The following is a 21800-nucleotide window of genomic DNA, read 5'->3' as shown; positions in this document are numbered from 1 at the left end:
ATTCAATACGGGTCGAATGGCTTGGGCGCGCTGCCCCTGGGGCACGCGCCAAGGCAGCTGCGGGGCCGGGAGCGGACTGGCCGTTTTCGGCGTAGTCAGGTCGAAGGGACACGCACGGGTTATCTCTTGTGATGACTTTGTTGAGGTCGCATAGCGGTGATCGAGGCAAGTTGATCACCATTGGGCGACTTCGAAATCTCGTAGAAACTTTAAGGCAATCGAGTTTGACCGGACATAAACCCCGAGTTCGCGATTGGGCTTGTGCTCACTGGGATCGACGGAAAGCCAGTTGAAACTGGATATGACTAAATTGTCGTCATCCCACCCGAGTACTTTGGCGTGAAGACGAGGTCGTTCGATTGCCTTGATAGTCATCCCAACTTCCCCGTATCGCTCTCGGAGCGCGAGGAGGTCCGAAGCCTTTTTCGCCCCTGCCGGCTTTCCATAGAATAACGAGACATCGATTTTCTTGTCTTTGGCCCGGTCAAGGAGAGGGAAAACCGTGACGGGACCACCAGCGACACCGAATTGGTGGCTGAGCACAAAAATTCGCTTCTTGCCTTCCTCAGCGGCGCGCATCACGAAATTTGCATGGTCCTTCGTGTACAGGAGCGACATTTCCGCTTTTCGCCCCTGTTTGACGCTATGTCTCGCGATCTCTCTACCAAGGACAGCGAAATGAATAGAGGTATCGGTCCAGACTCCAGGCCTCCCCTTCACCATTTGTGACAGCGCGCCGACAATTTGCGCAACAAAACGAGGGTCTCTTATCCGAAGCGATGCATCGAAGCTCTTATATCCAGATGCGAGCCAATTACATGAGCCCAGAAGTCCGATCCAACCATGCGTCCGGTCATCCGCCACGACGAATTTTGAGTGAGACTCGGTCGAGAATGGGTGAATATGAAATCTGTCCCGCAAGCCAGTTCCGGCAATCCGTGTCTTGATGTCTGCAATCGCGTCCTCACTAGAGCGTCTGGTACCACCAGCTTCGTCCTGCCCACAGAAGAGATCGATACGGACATTTCTCCCAGCCGCGCTCAGCAAGTTTGGCATGACTTCGTTGACGTTTTCGGTCACGAAGCCAGAGTGAACAATGACTCTTTCCCGCGCGCCCTTCAGAGCCTTAGTGAAAGCTTCTAGATTTGCCGCCCCGTCGACGATGAGGTCGCTCGGGTCGAACAGGAATTCTCGATCGGCGATATCTCGAGGTGTCGCTTCCACCGCTCTACGAATGAGAGGCCGAGCTCGTTCCGCACTGTCGTCTGAGGCCAACGCCTTCTGGTATTCACCTTCAATATAGTCGACGAAGGCCTTGGGAGCGCGAGGCGGCATACCTTCGGGAATTCCATCGCGGTAGGTCACTATGCCTTGCATTGGGGCCAGTCGAGCCACGCTCGGGTAGACGTCCACGATAAACTCGTCCTGTCCCTCGATGGCATTGAATACCTCGACAAGGTCATCCGGGTCCAAACCAGCCCTGTCGATTCTCCAGACGATTTGGTCGTTGTTGGCGATCGGAACTTGATTCTCGCGGCAGGGCTGCACGTCGCGAATCCTGAATGCGCAGCCTGTCCGGTCATCGATATAGAAACTTCTGTACTTTGCGAGCGGCGTAATGGAAGGCTTGAGTTCCTCTTCGCCAGCACGATCCCTTCCTTGCGCGGTCGCGACAAACTCGACTGCAGTGGAGGTCGCTTTCAGTTCCACCCAACCCGCCCGCATTAGCCGGGTGACCGCCTCCACGATCATCCGACGGGGCAACGATGAGGCCACTGTCAATTCACTTGCTGTTCGACCTCTGCCCGATAGCGCTTGGAGAAGCAGATGTTCGATGACGCTCCAACGCCGGCCCTTTTCGATCTTGAACCGTCGCTTGCCGCGTAACACAGGATAAATGATATGTACCGTTGTCATCTATTTACCCCGAAATGGAAAGGGAATCACCGCGACATCCGGGTCGTCTCCTTTTTTTAGAAGCGTCATCAACGTGCGAAGGAATGTGAGGTCGAAGCCTTCCTTGTCTCCGTTGGACAAAACGTATTCGAAGAAACTGAGGCTGCCCACCAACACGAGTTGGGATTTGGCTCGGCTAAGCAACACATTCATACGGTTGCTTCTGGTAAGAAAGCCAAGAGCCTTGTCGGGATTTGTGTGCTCGTTGTTGCGCACGAGGCTGACGAGGACGCAGTCCGCTTGGCCGCCTTGGAATGAATCGACGGTTCCGCAGAATTCGTCCCCAATGGCGCGACCGAAGCCGGAGAGGTCGATCTTGGAGTCCTGCATGTCCTTTCTGAGGCGGGACTTGATCCGTCTGACCTGTTCCATATAGGGCGACAAAACGGCGAGGCTAGGCTGCTGCCGATTTGCGCGAAGCGACGCGAGAACTTGAACAACCGCCTCGATCTCTTCCTGATTATGCCAGCTTGGTCTCGAATCTTGAAAGGCCTTATGGCTGTGCGCGGCCCGCGAATACGGTAGGTCTATGAACACGACCGGGGCTTTTATTTCCCTTCCTTGCACGAAGACGGAAACTGGAGATGCCTCCATCCTGAACTTCTCGGCTCTCTTAGCATAGTCCTGTAATTCGCCACCGTAGAAGCATTGCGAAACCAACTTCGAGATCGCCGGGTGCATTCGGTGTTGTTCGTTCAAGCGCCGTGCGATCGGCCTTAGATGCGATCGGGTAGAAAGAAATTCGATGTCGTCGTCAACCAACGTGCCGAACAGAGTCAGGAACCGGAGTGCCGTGGCCGTGAGATTTCCAATATAGCTTTCATCATCGGAATTGATGTCCTCAAGCAACTCGTCGAGCGTTGCGTCCCGAAGCTCTCTGGAAATCATTTCCCTGACCGCGGAGAGAGCGTCTTTGACCTGCGAGGGGGTTTTGAGCAGGTCTACAATGCGCTCGGAGTCGAACGGCGGCAGCTGCTTGTGATCTCCGATCATCAAGCGTCGATGGGAGAGCAACATAGGCGATATCAATTCGCTTCCCGTGGCCTTCCCGGCTTCTTCCACAATGCTCCAGTCGAATAGGCCCTTGTCTTGAATCAGCGTTTCAACTGCGGCGGAGTTAGTGGTGGCGAACACGAGGTTGGCCGAACGCAATATCATGCTCTCCAGTGCGCGACGGTCAGAGGACGTCTTCAATTTGCGCTTGCTCTTGTTCTCTTGAGGCACTCCACCGTAATCGGCAGCCAGAGCGGCGATCCGTTCCCTCACGACATCGCTGCCTTCGCCGAACAGAGGGCTTTTGACCAACTGATCGATAATCTTCTTGGCTAGATAATCGGTCTCGACGCCGTCGGCTTTCCTGTCGTCTTCAACCGAGCGAGCGCGCACCGTCATAGGTGGGTCTGCTTGGTCGGCAAACAGAGGTGTAATCTCGTCCATCAAATGGTCGATGGCCGAGTTGCTCTGAGCTGTTAGAAGGAACCGGGATGTGGGCTCTTCTTGCATTCGTCTGCGCACGATCTCGCTAACCACATATGTCTTACCCACGCCCGGGGGACCCTGAAGGAGGAAGAGCGGAATCGTCGAGAAAATCTCCGCAAGTGCTTTCTGCTTAGACCGATCGAGATTTGCGAAGGCCTCGTCTTTCTCATCCAGCTTGTCTTGGCTGTCTTCGATCCGGTCGCGTGGCGCACTTAACATCCCTAGCAGTTCAGAATGCTTCCCCAACTCTCCGAGGGCGCCGAGCCGGCGCTTCAGTTGAACGACCGTTCCGGCTTGATTGAAAGCGAGGAAGCCGGTCCCAGACAGCTGAGGTGGACGAGTCCCTTCGAGTTCGAACGTTCCGTCCTGTTGGTTCTCGAGGCCCACAATCCTCCATTGCGTCATGTTGACGCTTTCACCCAGCTCACCTGCCGACAACAGTATACACGCGTTTTCCTCGCGCATCTCGCCACTGTCTATTATTCGGCTCAGTCGCTTTGCAGGAGGGTGAATGTTCAATGCATCCGATAGTCTTTCCCTGCGCAAATCGCGAACGGACCTGACCGTGACCCGATAGATGTCTCCATGGAACGAATCGTCGGGTTCGGTCCGGATCTCAATCGGGAAAATATTCGAAGCCGCGTATGCGAGTTCGAGAAGGAACAGAAGTCTGATTGCATCGAAAGAATGTTCCGCTTCCGAGCTCCCAGGATCGGTGCTTTTCAACAGCTTCAACGGATCATGCCACGAGAGCGATCTACCTCGGAGCCGTGGAAAAGATTCCTTAGCATCACGCTTGTCGATGAAGTCCAATGAGGTCAGTCTCATTGGACTACTGTTTATGACCTGCCAGAATTCTGGTGCGTAGACGTCCGCATCTTCGCACTGAGCGAAGTCCCACGTCTCTGGTTCTCCCGTACCTGGTTGTTGCCAAGCCTTGAGCCTGTAGTTCAACTGACTGCCGCAGAGAAGGAACTCCACCTTGTCGCCACCTGCCTTCCTGCTGGCAAGCAGGAACGATTCCCCAAGGTCGTTCGCAACGAAGTCAATTTGCTTGGCGGTTTCGGTGACATCGATCGATCGGCCAGATGCCTTCCTGATTTTATCCGTCAGCTTGCTGCCTTGGCCAAGGCTCAAAGCCACATATAGGTGGGCATCGCGTCTGCTCGCTTCGCCCGAATAGGAGAGGATGATTTCGTCTATTTCCTGCTTTATGAAATCGCCATCGATGTGGGAGACAGGAATCAAATCGAGCATGTATCTGAGCAGACGGACTTCGGTTGCTGAGGTGTGATCCGTGACTGCCGAAGGAACCAACTGCATGTTGGTCAGTCCTTCAGTAGGTATCTCCAAGATCCTCGCGATGAGGAAAGCCAAGTCCGCCCAGTCGCTTCTAAAGGAATACGCATATCGAACACGTGGCGCGGTCCGTAGCAGGCGGAGTCCATCCCCGGCGGTTTCCGAAATTCGCATCGACCATTCGAATCCGGTCAGTTTGAAATCGGGCTCACTGGAAAAGTTCGTCAACACCGCCCATGGATCGATGTTGCGGTGGATGGTTGCCTGTGAATGAAGCAGGTCTATCCCTTCAACCAATCTCCTGAAATTGTTCCAGAGAAGGCTGCGGTTATGAGGCAAGCGGTGTGCGGTCAGTGCGACCGGGCGGCGCCCAAGGTTCAGAAATATTTCAAGCGGAGCGGTGTCACCAGTCGCAATCGCAAGGTAGAAACCGTCGGCGTCCTGCCCGCTCGCTACGAGACGAGGCAAAAGATCAGATGCTTGAGACAAGGCCGCAAGGCTATGGATTTGCCGAATTTCGCTACGCCAAATGCCTTCGAGGTCGTGGTCGTCACGGGTGCGTTTTCTTGGCCAATGCCGAATTAAGACGCTGCTCCCGTGGCTGTCGGAGCCTTGCCATAGCGCAGGGCGACCCTTTGAATCGCTGCCGACGAGTTTTCGGTCGGCGTTGAACTGATCGAAAAATTGAATCCGTCTCGTTTTTGATTTCACAATTGATCCCCACCGCTGCGAAATAGACCGTAGCGCCCAGCGCAAGTCAACGCCGCGGTTCTAAACTACGCGGGGGTAGCTCCCAGGTAGTCGACGACCTCGACGACTTATGAGCCGGCGGATCTAAGCCGTCACTCCGGGAGTGCAATTCTAGTCGCCTGAAGTTGAAATTCCCACTGACGGTTGGCGCTATGCGGAAGCAGTGAAGCGAGGTGATATTCTCGACCGAGGGCTACTCAAGCAAATCCAGCGCTCAGAGCGCCATCGATTCGGATTAAGAAAAATGGCCCCAGTGCGCCCTAATAGCCCTCGACTCCACACAATGCTGCGGCAGCTCCTAAGCTAGAGCATATTGGCTTCGGAACGAGCCTCGCCTCGGCACTGACACTTGTTGCGCTAGGGCAAGTGAAACCGTGATCTCCTAAGGGAATCCTCAGCAAATAGGCTTCACTAGACCTCTGCTACATTTAGGAGCATTCTCCCGCTTGCTTGGGGAGAGAGGGTGTGGATAGGTCTCGTTACGACAATCGTTCTGATCGCTGGCGCAAGCGCACTGGAGCAAAACGCTCTCGTGCACTGCGGCGGGCAAGTGTCCCGCGACGGTTGATTTTCGTCACCGCGGCTGCAGTCGGTGCCTTAGCTCAGACGGTCATGATGCACAGTGACCGCTTGCCCGACCTGACCCCTTCGAGCTGGATCGAGCCAAAGCCCGCCCCCATGACCGGCGTGGCGTCCGTCATTGACGGTGACACGATTGAGATCCGCGGCCAGCGCATTCGGTTCAACGGGATGGATGCGCCAGAGAGCAAGCAATATTGCGACGATGCCAAGGGCTTCGAGTATCCATGCGGTCGGCGATCCGCCGAAGCGCTGGATAGCTTCCTCGCGGCCTCTAGGCCGTTGGCATGCATCTTTGTGACTTGGGATCGCTATCACCGCTTCGTCGGCGACTGCCGGCGCGCCGACGGCGCCAGCGTGGCGGCGTGGATGGTAGAGCATGGCCAGGCGCTCGATTGGCCGCACTACAGCAACGGCGCCTACGCGCCGCAGCAGGCCAAGGCCAAGGCGGCGAGACTTGGTCTATGGGTTGGCAAGTTCGACGCGCCTTGGGACTGGCGCGCATCGCATGGCGACGGGGCTGCGCCGTCGAGCCAGCCGCTCGGGATCATCAGTCGCAAGCTGGTCGCGCAAAGCGGCGGCCTTTCGTGCGAGCCCCGGCGATACTGCTCGCAAATCAGCTCCTGCGAAGACGCCCAATGGTACCTGCACAACTGTGCGTGGGGCCGCAAGCTAGATAGGGATGGTGACGGGGTAGCGTGCGAGACGCTTTGCTAGGGAGGGGTCCATGGATGACAAGTTTTACAACCGCGTCGGCGGCGATCGTATTTCTTCGCGGCAGATCGATGAGTTGATTGGGTTAGCGCGCGGCCTCGCTGCAGACGGAAGTATCAACAAGGCAGAAGTCGAGTTCCTTCAAAAGTGGCTGGCCGCCAATGTCGAGATTAGCGATCAGCCGATCGTCCGGACCTTGTACCGACGGGTCAATGAAATCCTTGCGGACGGGGTGCTCGATGCCGATGAACACACCGAACTTCTCGATACGTTGAACAGCTTCTCGAACCGAGATTTCGAACTCGGGGAAGTGTTGAAGCCGACCACCCTGCCCCTTTGCAATCCGCCTCCGAATTTGACCTTTGAAGGTCGGTCATACTGTTTCACCGGGACGTTCAATTATGGCCAGCGAAAATACTGCGAGCAGGCCATAGCGGATCGTGGCGGCCGCGCCGGCAGTTTAACGCAAAAGACCGACGTGCTCGTGATAGGTGCCTACGCCATGGAGTCTTGGAAGCACTCATCGTTTGGCGACAAGATTTTCAACGCGACCGCCTGGCGCGACGAGGGGTTGCCAATCTCGATTGTCGCCGAGAGCCACTGGGTCGGGTTTCTCTGACTTCGTCCGTTCGTTTGGCAGCGTCTCATACCATCAGCACCCTATTCGACCGAGGTGGAACGATGCGGCACAATGCGTTCAGCGATCAGATCCGCCTGTCTCGGCGATTTGCAGGTCGCTTCTTTACGAGCGTGATCGCGCTCGCAGTTGCAACGGCAGCTGGGTGCAGCTCCATAGACTACCAGAAGCTTACCACCGGTGAGATATCCGGCAGCTTGTTCGTGATGTGGGTAGGTGAGGGCAACAGTTCCGGTGACGGGAGTTTCCTGTTCGTGCCCGACCCTCAGGATCCCTTGATCTTCCACAGGGCAGATCCGGCAGCGCCAGGAAGCACGATCAAGCCGGGCCTCATGTACACGGACGGCGGCTCAATCCCGAAGATCGCGCAGGTCTTCAAAGGGCTGTCGCCTTGGGGCTACGCCCCAGCCTACATGATCCACGACTGGATCTTCATTGCGCATCACTGCATCGTTGACGGGAGCACGGAGAAGAGGTTCGATCAAGTTCGCGGGGTTGGCTTCGACGACTCCGCTGCGATCCTCGGTGAGGCAATCAAGGCGTTGATCGCGACGCGCCAAGTCGCGCCGAACGATGTCGCACCCACTGCCATCACGGCGGCGGTGGGAAGCGCGGTTGCCAAGAATCTTTGGGACGAGAAGGGAGCCTGCAAGTCGCTGCAGGTGAGTGCAAAAGACATTGCTTCCGCAGAGGCAGCGATACCGGGCTCCACATCCAAAGCTCAGAACCTGAGGACCTTCCAAGTACCAGAAGCCGTAATACCTTCGATCCGAGCAGTGAGGCCAGCGAAGATCATCGCTCGTCTGTCCTTCTGACCTGAGCGTCGAGCAAGCCCATGGCGGGCCGGCGTGCGGCGACCGACCGTCGAAACAGCCGTCATGGTGATCGTCATGAACTTTGCGCGAATGGCGGCCCTTATCGGAGAAGTCCGGTTTCAGCAGACGTCATAAACCAATTGAAATGGAGGTTTTGTGGTCTCGATCAATCGCGCCTGGTGGGAGCATCTCGCGCCAAAACCGATGCATCGCCGGTTTCACGAGGTTGGGACCTTGCTGCGCCAATGGTGTCGATCGGAGTATGGCGCACTCTGGCTGGGAATGGCCAAGCGCAAAGGCGGGGTGATACGGGTGAAACCGGGTCAGCTCATTCCGGTCGTCCACTTTGTTGCGCTCGGCGACATGCCGATATTCATCGCACCCCCGATGAAGGTCAGGCTCGGACACCGGATGGTGGGTTCCGATCAGTTTCTTTCGGGTCACGCTCTTGCGGAGAACGAACTTGCCCTTAGCCCGACAATTCGTCTTGATGTCGTTGAGGATCAGGCACTGCTGGCAGCTGCGGCGCGCCGGGATTTCTCCGCCCATATCCCCGGCGTGAAGAATCCAAGTCAGGTCTTCTCGGCGCCAGCGCATCTCCTTCTGGCTCCGGAATCGTTTCCGAGAAAGAGCTTCGTTCTCTATCAGCACATCTTCGGTTCAGGATCGTCTTATCCCGACGATGGGTTCTTCTATGTCGGCGTCACGACCCGTAGCTGGCAGAAGCGCTGGGCGGAACATCGACGAGCGATGGAGACCGGTAGCCCCTTGCTGTTTCACCGAAAGCTTCGCGAAGAGACAGACGCTGGCCGTGTGACCTACATCCACCACAAGGTCATGGCGATCACCGATGATATCGAACGGCTCTATGCCACGGAAGAATGGCTGGTGGATGGACATTGGCACGACCAACGGCGCCTCAATATGATCACGGGAGGCAAGTCGGGTCTGCGATATCTTCGTGAAAATGGCATGCTGGGTGATCGAGTCGTGCCGCTGCCCGATGAGCGCGACGGTATTCTCGAAAACTGGTTACGTGACCATCCCCGCAAGGGACTTCCTGCCCCTTGGGTCTCGGAAAAATGGAAGGACGACGCCTGGGCCGTCGCCCAGATTTGCGGCCGAGACGACCGCCTCTCTGTTGAGCAGGTCCGGGCTATTCGGGAGCTTGCGAAGGTCCATACAGCTGAGACCATCGCCGAACGGATAGGCGCACGGAACCGTGAGCAAGTGCAACGGGTTATCGACGGAGAGACATATACCCGAGTGATTTAGACAAGGTCGAGCATGTTGAACGTCAGGCTGAAGATCGGCCGCAAGGATAGGGGCACAGCTCGGATGAGGAGCTGGTTGACTACGCCGATTTACTCGGGATTCAATCCTGCTGACTTCGCTGGTAAAGTTCGAAGACCCATGGTGAGTGGTGGTGTTCCTGATAGACCAGGCTGAGGTGTTTTTTCGGGCGCGTCACTCCGACGTAAAACAAGCGCCTGGCCTCACGAAGGCTCGCGGGAGTCTGCTTGTCGCGCGTGCTCGGAATGTCGGAAGCGTTTACTCCATACACGATGACCGCATCGAACTCCCTGCCTTTGGCGCTGTGCAGGGTGCTCAGGTTGACGCGACCTGATCCCTCGACCCGCCCGGCGAAGTGCGCGAGGGGAAGATCGAGGTCTCGGGCCGCATCGGTGTTGGCGATCATTTCCCCACAGACGTCCCATTCCTGTTCGGAGTTGCGCGCAATGTTGCGCCACGGCGTAACAAGTTCACGAGAAAAGCGCTGGAGCCAGACGTGGGTCGTCTCGACGCTTGCGAGCGAGGCGTTGAGAAACTCCATGAGTTGCACGGACAACTCCTGCTCCTCGCGTTCGCTGGCGTGGCGCCCATAGACCAGCGTCACCGCTTGCGACAGCAACCGCGCGTATGGCGGTTCGGCATCGCGCCAGCCGCCGGTGATCCAGCGAGCGCACTCCTCGATGAAGCGCGCCAGCCGGGAACTTCGCTTGACCAGGGCATTCATGTCGGTCCGGACAAAAGGGATCCCCGCCTCTTTCAAGGCGGCCGCCACCTTGTCGCCGAGCCAGGCGGCACGATAAAGAACCGCGATTGTTCCGAGCTCGAACCCTTGCTCCACAAGCTTGGGAATGATCGTGTTGGCGACCGCTTCAGCCTGATTGTCGTGTCCGTAGGGAACCGGCCAGAAGTTCAGATCGCCGTCGGGCGCGCCGTCGATGCCATGATAGTCGCGCTCCTCGCCAAGCGCGCCGAGCGACGCGCGGATGATCTTTGCACCGGATCGATAGTTGAAGCGAAGCCTGATCGTACGCACATCGGGCCGGCGCGTCAGGCTTTCGAGCAATTCGGGATTGGCGCCGGCGAAGGCGTAGATCGATTGGTCGGTGTCGCCGACCGCGAAGAGCCGAATTCCGCCTTCGAAGCAGAGCACCAGGACGAGTTCATGCAGCGCGTGGCCCAGGTCCTGGTATTCGTCCACAAACAATATAGGAAAGCGAGCGCGAAGCGCGTCGCGAATCCAGCCATTTTCCTTGATCATGCGATAGGCGATCAGGGGCATGTCGTCGAAGTCGATCAAGCCTTGCCGGTGCAGTTCCGCCTCGTACGCTTCGATGAAATCGGCCAGCTCCGGATTGTGTCCCCGCCATTCAGGCCGCGTGCGGTCGACATCGCGAAGGCGCTTTTCCGAAGCGAACTTCCATCGGTCGTGCGGGTTGCCGTAACCGTCGATCGAGTTCCTGTAGGCCGTTTCAACCGTCGCTTTCATCTGCGACTTGCTTGCGACCTTGAAGTCTGCCGGAAGCCCAATGGGTACGCAACGCGCGTAGGGGCTGATAACCTGGCGCAGCGCGAAACTGTGCACGGTGCCGATGAAAGCGCGGTCGCCCGGCGTGATCCCGAGGCGGGCGAGCCGCGTTTCCAGTTCGATCGCGCAGTCGTTGTTGTAGGTAATACAGGCAACACCACGCGGTTCGGGAATATCCTGCGTCTTGGTCTTCCCGCTCCCCGGACCGGCCAGCACTACGCAATGACCCTTCTCCACGACCGCGGCTGCCTGCTCCGGGTTGCCCTTTAGGTCAGCCAACGCCTGAACAAGGGCCAGGTCGCTAAGCACTGGAGACCAGCGTGACGAGGCCGGCGAGGGCGGCGGCGATGTAGGGGGGGCGGTGGGAGACCAGCGGCTTTTTTCGCCAGCCGGGCACCGAGTCGTCCCTTGCCGACGCTTCCAACCATCGCGAGCAGCTGCTCGGCATCGACTGGCGTGCCTGCACGCCAGTCGGCAATTCGCTTGGTCCGCACGGACCCGAAATCCTGGTCGCTGAGGATGTCGAGGAGCGGGCTCAACAGGGCGGGCGTGTTGGCGACGGAGACTTCGAAGGTCCGATCGTTGAGAAAGACGCTGGTCGTCATCGCACCGGCACTGAATGCCGCATAGTCCTTTCCCTCCCACTCCGCCAGTTGCGCCGGCGTCAGTGGGGGCTTGCCGCGGATGGTGAGCATGTCTGCCCAGAGATCCATAGTGCGTTTCTTGCCGAGAGGCGGTTTGGTGCCGTCCAGAGGATCCCAGTCAGTGATGACGCAATAGGGCAGCGCCAGCGCCTCGGCGAGCTTGACATAGGGGCGGAAGTTCGTGCCGGCGACGTTGCAGACGGTGATACCGAGATCGTCAAGCGAATGGCCGAGGGACGACGCGAAGACGGGCATGAGCGCCTCTTCCGCATCGCCCTCGACAAAGATGGCGCCACGCGCGAACAGCAACTCGGCGCGTGTCGCGTCGAGATAGTTCTCGAGATCGTCAAGCTCGTCGGGTGTCACCGGAAGATGCGCCAATGAGAATGCCTGCGTCGCGCCCCCTCTCCTCTTCAGCTGGACGAGTGACCGCAACGGGGCGACCGCAGCCAGGGTGGGCGAGTGGCTGGTGACTATCATGGCCTGAGCGGCCTCGGCATTACCAAGCAGCTTGGAAAAAACCGATCGCTGCAGGTGCGGGTGAAGATGGGCTTCCGGCTCCTCGATGCACAGCAGCGAGAAATTGCGTTCGTTCTTCTTCCGGCGCCACGCGAATTCCGCAAGCTTCAGTGCCAGCAGAGCAACGTTCGCCGATCCGAGGCTGGCCTCCGCGATGCCGCGCTTGCCGCCGTCGATGTACATCGCGATAGCCCGGAAAAGGCGAAGCGGGTCGGCGGGCGCGAATCTCAAACGGGCGTCGATGTCATGCGCCTTTCCGGACAGGTAGGCGATACCGGCGCGCAGTTCATCTTCAAGCGTCTTCATGGTCGGAAAGGTTTCAAGCGCCTTGCTCGCTTTGTCGAGCTCGGCCGCCACGGCGTCGAGTTCGGGGCGGCTAATGCCCGAGACGGCCTCTTCGAGGAGATGGCGCAGCGGAGAGGCTCGCCAGCTACCGAGATGACCTTCGGCGTCGCGCAAGGCGTCGAGCAGATCGATCGTAATGCGGCGGCGCACTTTGCTCGGCAGCGATCGCGTTTCATCGCCACCACCGAAGACCAGGAACTCGCAGTCGGCGCTGGATTGCGGCGGGCCCGTAACGTCCGACTTTTTGCGAAACACATAACTAAGCTGTGCGATCGTCGGATCATGGCGCGCCCGGAAATCGGTCAATAGCGCGGTCAGCGCCATGTCCGTGGCGAAATCGGAGATTTCCAGATGCACCTCGATGGGCGCGGTATAGTCGGCCGGCCCGCCATCCCAGAAATCGGTGAGCTTCAGTTGCCGTGCCGAATCGGGCAGGGTCGGATCGAGGATGAGCTGAATGGCGAAGAGCAGATTGCTCTTGCCAACACGGTTCTCGCCGAGCAGCACGACATTGCCGGCCAGCGCGACGTCGATCGACTGGAAGTTCCTAAAATTCCTGATGCTCAGCTTGCTCAGCCGCATTTCCGTCCCCAATGCCCGAAGTTTTTCTTTGCCTAAGCTTCAATAGCCGGTGATCTTGGGCGATCACAGTGCCCTGTTGGAACAACAACACGAAAACACGATGCCGAGTCGCTCCACTTACGTCGTCGATGGTATGTTGGCGCTTCGCAGCGCCCGCGCCGCTGCGGCGCGGGGCGGAGCGATCGGTCGCGAGATCGTAACTCTGCCTCTGCTTGCGGCGCGGCTGGTTGGTGGTTTTGCCACACCTGCCGGCACCGATGTTCTCTATCCGGCAATCCAGGCCGCGCTGGCTTCCGAAAGCTTTGGCGATATCGGAATGGTGGCGGCGTTGCCGGGGATGCCGCGTGCGGTTCTGCACGCGCTCGATTGCGCCTGGCGGGCGGATCTCGATCTGTCGTCATTGGCAGGCGAGGTGCCGAGGTTTGACGATCTTCATCGCGTCGAGACCTACGTTCGCGATCACATCTCACCCGCGCATATGCTGCCGCGCGATCTTCGTGATGCAGCCGCCAGGCGGATCGATCGTGCGCGTAGCCTGCTGGGTCCGGTCACGCTTTCGGGAGTGGTGGACGTCGATCCGCTTTGGCTGTCTCTTCTCAATGACCTCGCTCGCGTCACCGACATTACTTGGGAACTGCCGGCGCCTGCCGAGCACGCATGGTTTAGAGGGTCGATCCAAAGAAGGGCTGCGACTACTCCGGTCCGTAAATCCGCCGAGGCGAGCGCGGACCCGAAGTCGGAGGTTATCGAGGCGCTGCGCTGGACCCGGCAGTTGCTGGCGACCGGAAAGGTGCAAGCGCGAGACATCGCGATCGCCGCGACTTCGACACAGGACTGGGACGATCACTTTCTGGCCTATGCGAGAAGTGCCGGATTGCCGTTGCATTTCTCTCATGGGGTGCCCGCTTTGAGCACGCCGGAGGGCCAGGCCTGTGCCGCCCTGGCCGACACTCTCGCAAACGGGCTCAACCAGGAACGGGTCTGGCGCTTGATCCGACGCCTCCCCGCGCACCCGTTCGCCAGCCGGCTGCCGCCGGACTGGTTCGCCGCAATCCCGCGAAGCGCCGGCTTGCGCAGCCTCGACCAGTGGCGAGAAGTTCTGGCCACGGCGAGGCCGCGGCGAGACGACGGCGAATTGGCCGAGCAAATCCTGCTTCCCGTTCTCGAACTCCTCGCGCGCGGCGCCGACATAGCGGCAGAGGCCGGAGCGCGGTTGCTAAGCGGCGCCAGCCTAGCGATGTGGGAGGAGGCTCTGCGAAGCGCCCCGGCACAAGCCATCGCGCTCTCCTTGCAAGCGCTGCGCGTCGCCGACCAGCGTGATCCGGCCAACAGCGTCGTCTGGTGTCCCGCATCGCAACTGGCCGCATGTCCGCGCCCGTATACGCGGCTGCTCGGCCTCACCAGCCGATCCTGGCCGCGTTCGGAAAACGACGACCCGCTGCTGCCGCACCATTTGCTCGACCGCCGCAGGCTTCATCCCGTGGGGGTCGCCGAGCTCGACCGGCGCCATTTCGAGGTCATCCAGGCGCACACCCATGAACAACTCGTCTTGTCCCGCTCGCTGCGCAACCCCAAGGGCGGCGTTCTGTCACCCAGTTCGCTCTGGCCTTCGGCAGAGATCGTGTACAAGCGCGATCGCATTCCGGAACATGCTTTCAGCGAAGCGGACCGGCTTTTGGCGAGACCCCGCGATGCCGGCCAACTCGCCCATGTTCGCCAAAGCCAGCTATGCTGGCGCAACTGGCAACGGCCTTCGATATTGACGCCGCATGACGGCCTTTCAGGAGCCAATCATCCGGCGATTGAGAGAGCCTTGACGCGGGTTCAGTCGACGACATCGCTCCAGAGGCTGTTGCGAGATCCGCTCGGGTTCGTCTGGCGTTACGCTCTGGGCTGGCGCTCTGTCCGGTTCCTATCCGACCCGCTGCAGCTCGGTGCGGCCTCGTTTGGCGAACTGGTTCATGAGCTGATCAGCGGCGCAATCATAGCGCTCGAGCCGACGCCGGGATTTGCGCGCGCCAGCGCCGATGAGATCGAAGCCGCGATCGCCGTTGCGTCGACGGCGATCCTGCACGCATGGCCACTACAGCGTTCCGTTCCGCCACCCATCCTGTGGCGGCATACGGTGAGCGAGGCCGCGCGTCGCACTGCCAGAGGCCTCAACGCCGATGATCAGGTCAGATCCGATACGCGCAGTTGGACGGAGGTGCCGTTCGGGCAAGGCGGCGGCGCCGGGGAAGGCGCGCCGTGGGACACGACGATCACGGTCCCGATCGAGCAGACTGGCCTGGTGTTCGGCGGCCGCATGGATCGGCTCGATATTCGCGCCACCGGCGACGGCGCTCGGATCACCGACTACAAGAGCGCGAAGCCGCCTCCGAGACCTCAACGCATTGCGTTGGGCCAGGGGCGAGAGCTGCAGCGCGTTCTTTATGCAATCGCGGCCCGTGCGCTGCTGCCTGAAGTCAGGACCGTGGTGGCGCGCCTGGTCTATCTCGCCGACGATCCGGCAATCTTCGAGCTCAAGGGCGACGAGCTCGATGCGGTGGTCGGCGAGGCGGCGGGGGTTCTGTCGGCGGCCATGACCATCCTGCGCAGCGGCCGGATCGCGCCGCGTTGGGAGCAGGACGCCGATTACGACGATATGCGCCTCGCGCTTCCTGCCGATCGCGAGACTTATCTGCGCCGCAAGGCTTCAGAGTTCCGGGCAGCCAACCAGCCGCTCAACAAGCTCTGGAGTGCCTCGACATGACGCTCGCCGATCAGGAGGCCCGGCGCCAGGCCATGACCGATTTTTCCTCGATCCTGTTGGTCGAAGCGGCCGCGGGAACGGGCAAGACCTCGCTGATGGCCGGTCGTGTGGCGATGATGCTGGCGGCCGGCCGCCACCCTGGCGAGATCGCCGCCATCACCTTTACCGAGCTCGCCGCGAGCCAGCTCGCGCGCCGGATCAGGGAAACGGTCGATAAGCTGCTGGCGGGCGATGTTCCCGCGTTCATTGAGGCGGTTCTTCCGCAGGGCCTTTCGGAGCAGCAGCGCGAGGCGCTTGTCGTCGCCTTTCCCCGGCTCGACGAGCTCACGGCGACGACAATTCACGGATTTTGCCAGTCGGTCATCCGCAGCCATGGCGTCCAGGCCGGGCTCGACCCCGGCGCCCGTGTGGTCGATGCCACCGTCGCCGACAATCTATTCATGGCGGAGCTGTCGGCGTGGTTTTCGCATCGGCTCGCGGCCGATGCCGCGGAAGGCGACCCGATTGTCGTATTGGCTGAAGAGATTCCGCTTCAGGTGGTGAATCTCATCCGTGAACTCGCGAACCTTCGGCGCAAGCATCCCGACGCCCAACCGATCCGTCCGTCCGCCGGCGCGCGGCCCGACATTGATTTCGTCCAGGCGGTCGACGATTTCGACCGGTGGCAGGCGAGCGCCGAACCCGACAAATGGCTTTCCGACATCGCGCACGAATTGGGCGGGCTTGCGCAGCGATATCATGACTGCCTCGCAAGCAAAGAGAGTTTCCGAGCCCTGTGGCGCCTCTGCGATCCGGGAACCGGCCTTCTCTTCGAGCGCAAAGGCCTGCAGCTAAAAACCTACGATGAGGCTGCGCGGGGCTTCGGCGCTCACCGCAATGATGTCGGTTCAAATTATGGCCGGGAGCTTTATGAAACCGTCGTCACCGCCTGGAGCGAGCTCGTCGGTCATATCGCCAGCACGTTGGTGTGCTCGCTGTCGACCTCCCTCGACCAGTTGCTGGAAAGCTATCAGGCGCGCAAGCGCGCTGCCGCCGTCCTGGATTTCGACGATCTGTTGATTCACGTCCGCTCGCTGGTCCGCGACCATGACGAGGTGCGCCAGGCCATCGGCCAGCGCTATCGCTACATCCTGGTCGATGAGTTCCAGGACACCGACGGCATCCAGAACGAGATCCTGTTCTCGATCGCCGCGACCCAAGCGCGGCCAGGACAATGGGAGAAGTCGGAGCTACGGTCCGGAGCGCTCTTCCTCGTCGGCGATCCGAAACAGGCGATCTATCGCTTTCGCGGCGCCGACATCGAAGCCTACGAACTCTGCCGCCAGCTGATCGACGGCCAGGATCATGGTGCGGTGCTTGAGATCACCGCTAATTTCCGATCGCTGAAACCGATCATCGAGCATGTCAACGCCTGCTTCGAGCCGGTCTTTGCCAAGCCCTCGCAGCCCCGATATGTCGCGCTCGCACCGACCCTCTTCGAAGCGTCGCACCTGCTTCCCTGCGTCGCCCGCTTCACCGTCGAGGTGGCTACCGAGGGTCGCATCTACGCGGAAATGTTTCGCGAGACCGAAGCCGAGCGCGTTGCCGACATTTGCGCTGCCTTGATCGGCAATGTGTCGATAAAACGTGCGGACAAGACATCCACTCCGCTGCAGGCCGGCGACATCGCGCTGCTCTCTCCGGGACACACGGAGCTGTGGCGTTACGAGCGAGCGCTTGAGCAGCGCGGCCTCGCGGTATCCTCGCAAGCCGGCCAGACTCTGATGCGGCGGCAGGAAACGCAGGACATTCTGGCGTTGCTACGGGTCCTGGCGGATTCCTCCGACACGCTGGCCTTTGGCGCGCTGATGCGAGGGCCGCTGGTGGGCCTGAGCGAACAGGAACTGCTGGACATCACCTCAGCCCTTGTCGAGCAAGCCGACGGCCAACGCTTTTTCACTGTGCGGACGGATCCCGAGCTCGTGCAGCATGCTGTCGCCAGAGATATTCTCGTCGAGTTGCAGCGGCTTCGTCGGCGCGCCTCAATCGTGACCCCAAGCCTGATTTTGGCGGAGGCCATCGAACGCCTGAATGTTCGCGTGATCATGGCAGCGCGACATCGCAACAGAAATGCCCGCGCGCTCGTCAACCTCGACGCATTGGTCGAGAGGGCGCGCGGCTACTCGATCGCTGGCCTGCGCGCTTTCATTCGCGATCTGCAGGAAGATTGGGAGCGCAAGGCCCGGGCGCAGGAAGGACGCATCGATGCTGCCAAGGATGCCGTCGAGATCGTCACCATTCATAGCGCTAAGGGATTGGAGTGGCCAATTGTCATTCCGGTCAATTCGACGACCGAACTCTACCGGCCGGATCAGTTCGTGCATCGGCAGTCCGACAACACGTTGCACTGGATGCTGGGGGGCGTCGCGCCGCCGGAGCTGGCTGCAGCGCGCGCCGCGGAAAGCCTGGAGGATGCCAATCAACGTGAGCGTATCTGGTACGTGGCTTGCACGCGGGCACGGGATCTCCTGATCCTTCCCCACATCCCCCAGGCGTCCAAAGATTCCTGGTTCAGCTCGATAGACCTGCGTCAGCTGGACATTCCCGAGCTGGACCTTACGTCCTTTGCGCGGCGCGAAATGCCGGCACCGGCGTCTCTGACCAACGAGCAGTCTTCTGATATTTTTGCCGCCGAGCAGCGGTGCGTCGAGGAAAGCGCGCCGCCGATAGTGTGGCGCCGGCCCAGCGAACATGATGCCGATCGACTCGGCGACCCTCTCGAGGGCGTCGTAACTTCGGAGAGCCACATTGAGCATTTCGAGGTGGTCGGTGCCGGCGCCCGCCGCGGCGTCATCCTTCACAAGCTGATGGAAGAGCTTCTTACCGGTGAGCTCGCGGGAGAACTCGGTGCAAGCGTTGACCGCGCTCGCGAACTGCTCAATCAATTGGTGACCGACGTAAATGACGATGAACCTCAGCCCGATCCTTATGAGATGGGAGCAGCGGCGCTCCGCGGGCTCGCTTTGCCGCAGATTGCCGAACTGCGGCCTCACCTTGTGCCCGAAATCGCAATCTGGGGGCGCGACGAGGCGAGCCTTATTGCCGGGCGGGCCGACGCTTTGACGATCATCGAAGACCGTGTCGACGCTGCCATCGATTGGAAATCCGACGTTCATCCCGCACCTGCTGTGCGCGAAGCACATGTGCGGCAGCTGCGTGACTACCTGTCTGCGACCGGTGCCGTGCGTGGCGCAATCGTCTATCTGACAAGCGGCGAGATCGCGTGGGTTGTCCCGCCGTGACGGGATCATCTATTCGTCGAGGAAGCCGTTGGCGCCATCTTCTTGGACATCTGCAAATCCTGGGATGATGTTACCGGCGAGGAGCTTCTCCTTCGACAGCAACCCGGCGTCCTCAAGCGCCTCGAAATCCGGCAGCTGGCGCAGCGTGTCGAGCCCGAACTGCGACAGAAAATTTTTGGTCGTCACATAGGTGTAGGGCGCGCCGGGCTGTGGCGAACGTGGACCCGAAGCGATCAGGTCTTGCGCGCGCAGCACGCCGATCAGGTCGCGCGACACCTCCTTGCCGAAGAAGGACGACAGCTCGCCACGGGTGATCGGCTGGAAATAGGCAATGCACATGAGGACGAGACCCTCCGCCTGCGACAGCTCTTTTGTCCCCTCGCCCGCCGCCTTGCCGAAGGCGGCGTGGATGACTTCGCCAAAAACTTTTTTGGTCCGGTGCTGCCAGCCGCCGGCGACCGCAACCAGCTCGTAGGGGCGGCCGGCGAGCTCGGCGCGGATGTCGTCGATGACAAGGTCGAGATTGCAGTTCTTGCCGACGACCCGCGCCAGCACCTCGCGCGACACCGGTTCGCTGGCGGCAAAAATGACCGCTTCGACGCGGCCCATCCATTCGCGCCAGCGCAGTTCCGCCGGCAGATGTTCCAGTTCGGTGTCGAGCAGCGCCGGCTGATCGTTTGGATTACGGCGGGCGGACGCTTCGCTCATCGCTACAACCCAAACAGCCGGAATGTGGGGCGGCCGGAGAGCTCGCGCACGGCCTCCAGTTGCTGCAGTCGCTCGAACAGCCGCCGCGATGCAAAGCGCGACAGATTCTTCGTCGTCAGCGATCCGGAGACGGCGTCTTCACTGAGCAGCAGAAAGATTACGTCGCCGGCGCCTTTGGCGCGCAATTTTGGCGCCAGCGCCAGGAGTTTTTCGGCCCGGCGCGACAGCTCGGCGGCCAGCCGGCAGGCGTCTGCCCCCGCCGCCACCAGCGCCAGGCAAACCGCCCGCTCAAAATTCTCGCCCCCGGGTCGGATGCGCCTGCCGCCGGCCTCGCCGCGAAAGACCGAAGCAAAAACCTGAGCCATCAGCAGCGGCAGCGGCTGCGGCCAGCCCAGGCGTTGCGCCAGCACCAGGTCAGCGAGCCACCAGGCAAGAAGCTCGGCATCGGGACGCATGGCGACGACCTCAGCGGCGATCGCCGCCGCGGCGAACGGCGCTGGCCGCCCCGAGCGCGCCAGGTCGTCAATGTGTTCACAAAGCCCGGCCAGCGCCTCGCCGTCCCAATGGAGGCCAAGCTGGTCGAGTATCTTCTCGAGCCGGTCGGGCGTAGCGGCGGGCGGCTGCCCAGCCAACTGCCGCCACGCGCCAAGGATGGCGCCGGCGGGGCCGGGGTCGGCGCCGGCCGGGCGCAGGTACCAAGCGTCGCGCAGGGCGGCCTCGTCCTCCGCCCGCCCAGCCAACCGCATGCTGGCGGCGGCACAGCGAAGCGCCAGCCGCTGGCGCCAGGCGCCGTCCCAGCCGGCTTGCGTGCGCGCGAGCGTGTCGAGCGCGCTCAAGGCGGCGCCGGCCCGAAATGCGGCGTCGGCGTTGGTAACGACGGCGCCGTTGGCCAGCGCCCAGGCCGGGACGGCCGGCGAGAGAGCGGGAACGGTGGCGACGGGGTCGAGGCGAATCATGATTTTGGAGGGTAAAGCGGCTGTGCGCTTTTCGCCATCAATATTGCACCAAAACGCACAGCCCGTCGTACCAACAGAATGAACGATAATGTTGCCTTATCATTCGTTGTTTACGAGCCTACGGAGCCATGGTAGAATACACCCGAAAGGTAGAATTTTGGAGTCTTTCGTGTCCCTGAACATCAAAAATCCGGCCACCGTCGCTCTCGCCGATGAACTCGCACGCCGCCAGGGCGTCAGCAAGACGGCAGCCATCCATCAGGCCCTGAGCGAGCGGCTGCATCGCTTGGGCTTTGGAGAGACCGCTCAGGAGCGTCTGCTGGCAGAATTGCGCGCCATCCGAGAAAGAGTGGCACGATTGCCCGAACTGGATAGTCGCAGCGACGAGGAGATCATCGGGTACGACGAGCATGGAATCCCGAACTGATGGTGATCGACACCTCAGCTGTTGTAGCGATCCTTCGGAGCGAGCCTGAGGCAGCAAGGCTGGAACGAGCGCTGGTCTTGGACCCAATCCGTCTGGTCCCGGCAACCTGCGTGCTCGAGGCACGCATGGTGCTGGTCAGCAGGCGCGGCGAACACGCATTGGCCGAGATCGATCTTTGGCTGCGCAAAATCGAGGCCGACATCATTCCTGTCGACTCCGAATTGGTTGATCTGGCGACCCAAGGTTGGCTGACCTACGGCAAGGGCCACCACCCGGCGGCGCTGAATTTTGCCGATTGCCTGTCCTATGCTTTGGCAAAGCGTGCAGATGAACCGCTGCTTTTCATCGGCAAGGACTTCTCCCAAACGGATATCGAAGCGGCATGAGCATGGCTGGCGACGCGCAACGATCATCCGCTGCTTCCGGCGATGACGACATGCCCGACATCGTCGATATCGTCATGCAGATGGGCGATGCCGACCTAGCCTCGTCCCCCTCCCCTTCCAGCCATTGCCAATCCCAGCCTGCCTGCGCAGCTT

Annotated in this window: 15 protein-coding genes; 9 read left to right on the top strand and 6 right to left on the bottom strand. The window is 60.5% G+C overall.

The window, feature by feature from the left end; genetic code table 11:
- Positions 1 to 174: 174 nt before the first annotated feature.
- A complete protein-coding gene (locus NKH33_RS18035) occupies positions 175 to 1710 on the bottom strand; it encodes a phospholipase D-like domain-containing protein (protein WP_352549773.1) in 1536 nt (511 codons plus the stop codon).
- Positions 1711 to 1917: 207 nt separating this feature from the next.
- Positions 1918 to 5445 (bottom strand): AAA domain-containing protein, encoded by a 3528-nt coding sequence (locus NKH33_RS18030; RefSeq protein WP_352920853.1) that lies wholly within the window; start codon positions 5443 to 5445, stop codon positions 1918 to 1920.
- Between the two features lie 212 nt (positions 5446 to 5657).
- Here NKH33_RS18030 and NKH33_RS18025 point away from each other — a divergent pair, with 212 nt between their 5' ends.
- From NKH33_RS18025 to NKH33_RS18005, 5 genes are all read left to right on the top strand, one after another.
- Positions 5658 to 5723, top strand: a complete 66-nt coding sequence (locus NKH33_RS18025) for a DUF1508 domain-containing protein (RefSeq protein ID WP_502906741.1) — start codon at positions 5658 to 5660, stop codon at positions 5721 to 5723.
- Positions 5724 to 6096: 373 nt separating this feature from the next.
- On the top strand, positions 6097 to 6780 hold the full coding sequence (locus NKH33_RS18020; protein WP_352920851.1) for a thermonuclease family protein: 684 nt from the start codon (positions 6097 to 6099) through the stop codon (positions 6778 to 6780).
- 10 nt (positions 6781 to 6790) lie between these two features.
- Positions 6791 to 7396 carry a BRCT domain-containing protein gene (locus tag NKH33_RS18015; protein WP_352920849.1) on the top strand — a complete coding sequence of 202 codons (606 nt, stop codon included), beginning with the start codon at positions 6791 to 6793 and terminating at the stop codon, positions 7394 to 7396.
- Between the two features lie 62 nt (positions 7397 to 7458).
- Complete coding sequence (locus NKH33_RS18010) at positions 7459 to 8229, top strand: hypothetical protein (protein WP_352549797.1); 771 nt, start codon at positions 7459 to 7461, stop codon at positions 8227 to 8229.
- Positions 8230 to 8385: 156 nt separating this feature from the next.
- Positions 8386 to 9504, top strand: a complete 1119-nt coding sequence (locus NKH33_RS18005; RefSeq protein ID WP_352920847.1) for a GIY-YIG nuclease family protein — start codon at positions 8386 to 8388, stop codon at positions 9502 to 9504.
- Between the two features lie 100 nt (positions 9505 to 9604).
- Here NKH33_RS18005 and NKH33_RS18000 read toward each other — a convergent pair whose 3' ends face one another.
- Both NKH33_RS18000 and NKH33_RS17995 read right to left on the bottom strand, forming a co-directional pair.
- Positions 9605 to 11356, bottom strand: a complete 1752-nt coding sequence (locus tag NKH33_RS18000) for an ATP-dependent helicase (protein ID WP_352920846.1) — start codon at positions 11354 to 11356, stop codon at positions 9605 to 9607.
- The gene (locus NKH33_RS17995; RefSeq protein WP_352920844.1) at positions 11314 to 13137 is read right to left on the bottom strand and encodes an ATP-dependent nuclease; all 1824 of its coding nucleotides are present in this window, start codon (positions 13135 to 13137) and stop codon (positions 11314 to 11316) included. Before NKH33_RS17995 ends, NKH33_RS18000 begins: the two co-directional genes overlap by 43 nt.
- 100 nt (positions 13138 to 13237) lie before the next feature.
- On the opposite strand from NKH33_RS17995, the gene NKH33_RS17990 reads away from it, so the two are divergent.
- A complete protein-coding gene (locus tag NKH33_RS17990) occupies positions 13238 to 15889 on the top strand; it encodes a PD-(D/E)XK nuclease family protein (protein WP_352920842.1) in 2652 nt (883 codons plus the stop codon).
- A complete protein-coding gene (locus NKH33_RS17985) occupies positions 15886 to 19170 on the top strand; it encodes a UvrD-helicase domain-containing protein (protein ID WP_352920841.1) in 3285 nt (1094 codons plus the stop codon). The genes NKH33_RS17990 and NKH33_RS17985 overlap by 4 nt, the downstream gene beginning before the upstream one ends.
- A 9-nt stretch (positions 19171 to 19179) precedes the next feature.
- Here the strand turns inward: NKH33_RS17985 and scpB are convergent, their stop codons facing one another.
- Together scpB and NKH33_RS17975 are read right to left on the bottom strand one after the other, a co-directional pair.
- Positions 19180 to 19878 (bottom strand): SMC-Scp complex subunit ScpB, encoded by a 699-nt coding sequence (gene scpB / locus NKH33_RS17980; protein ID WP_352920839.1) that lies wholly within the window; start codon positions 19876 to 19878, stop codon positions 19180 to 19182.
- Between the two features lie 2 nt (positions 19879 to 19880).
- Entirely contained in the window at positions 19881 to 20834 is a 954-nt protein-coding gene (locus NKH33_RS17975) for a DUF1403 family protein (RefSeq protein ID WP_352920837.1), read from the bottom strand.
- Between the two features lie 169 nt (positions 20835 to 21003).
- Here NKH33_RS17975 and NKH33_RS17970 point away from each other — a divergent pair, with 169 nt between their 5' ends.
- Entirely contained in the window at positions 21004 to 21261 is a 258-nt protein-coding gene (locus NKH33_RS17970) for a type II toxin-antitoxin system VapB family antitoxin (protein WP_352920835.1), read from the top strand.
- Positions 21261 to 21647 (top strand): type II toxin-antitoxin system VapC family toxin, encoded by a 387-nt coding sequence (locus tag NKH33_RS17965; protein ID WP_352690994.1) that lies wholly within the window; start codon positions 21261 to 21263, stop codon positions 21645 to 21647. Before NKH33_RS17970 ends, NKH33_RS17965 begins: the two co-directional genes overlap by 1 nt.
- The last annotated feature ends 153 nt before the right edge of the window (positions 21648 to 21800 follow it).

The sequence above is a fragment of the Mesorhizobium sp. M1182 genome, from assembly GCF_040318335.1.
Lineage (GTDB): Bacteria > Pseudomonadota > Alphaproteobacteria > Rhizobiales > Rhizobiaceae > Mesorhizobium.
The sequence above is the reverse complement of the archived record's forward strand: the minus strand, read 5'-3'. Positions and strand labels throughout refer to the sequence as shown.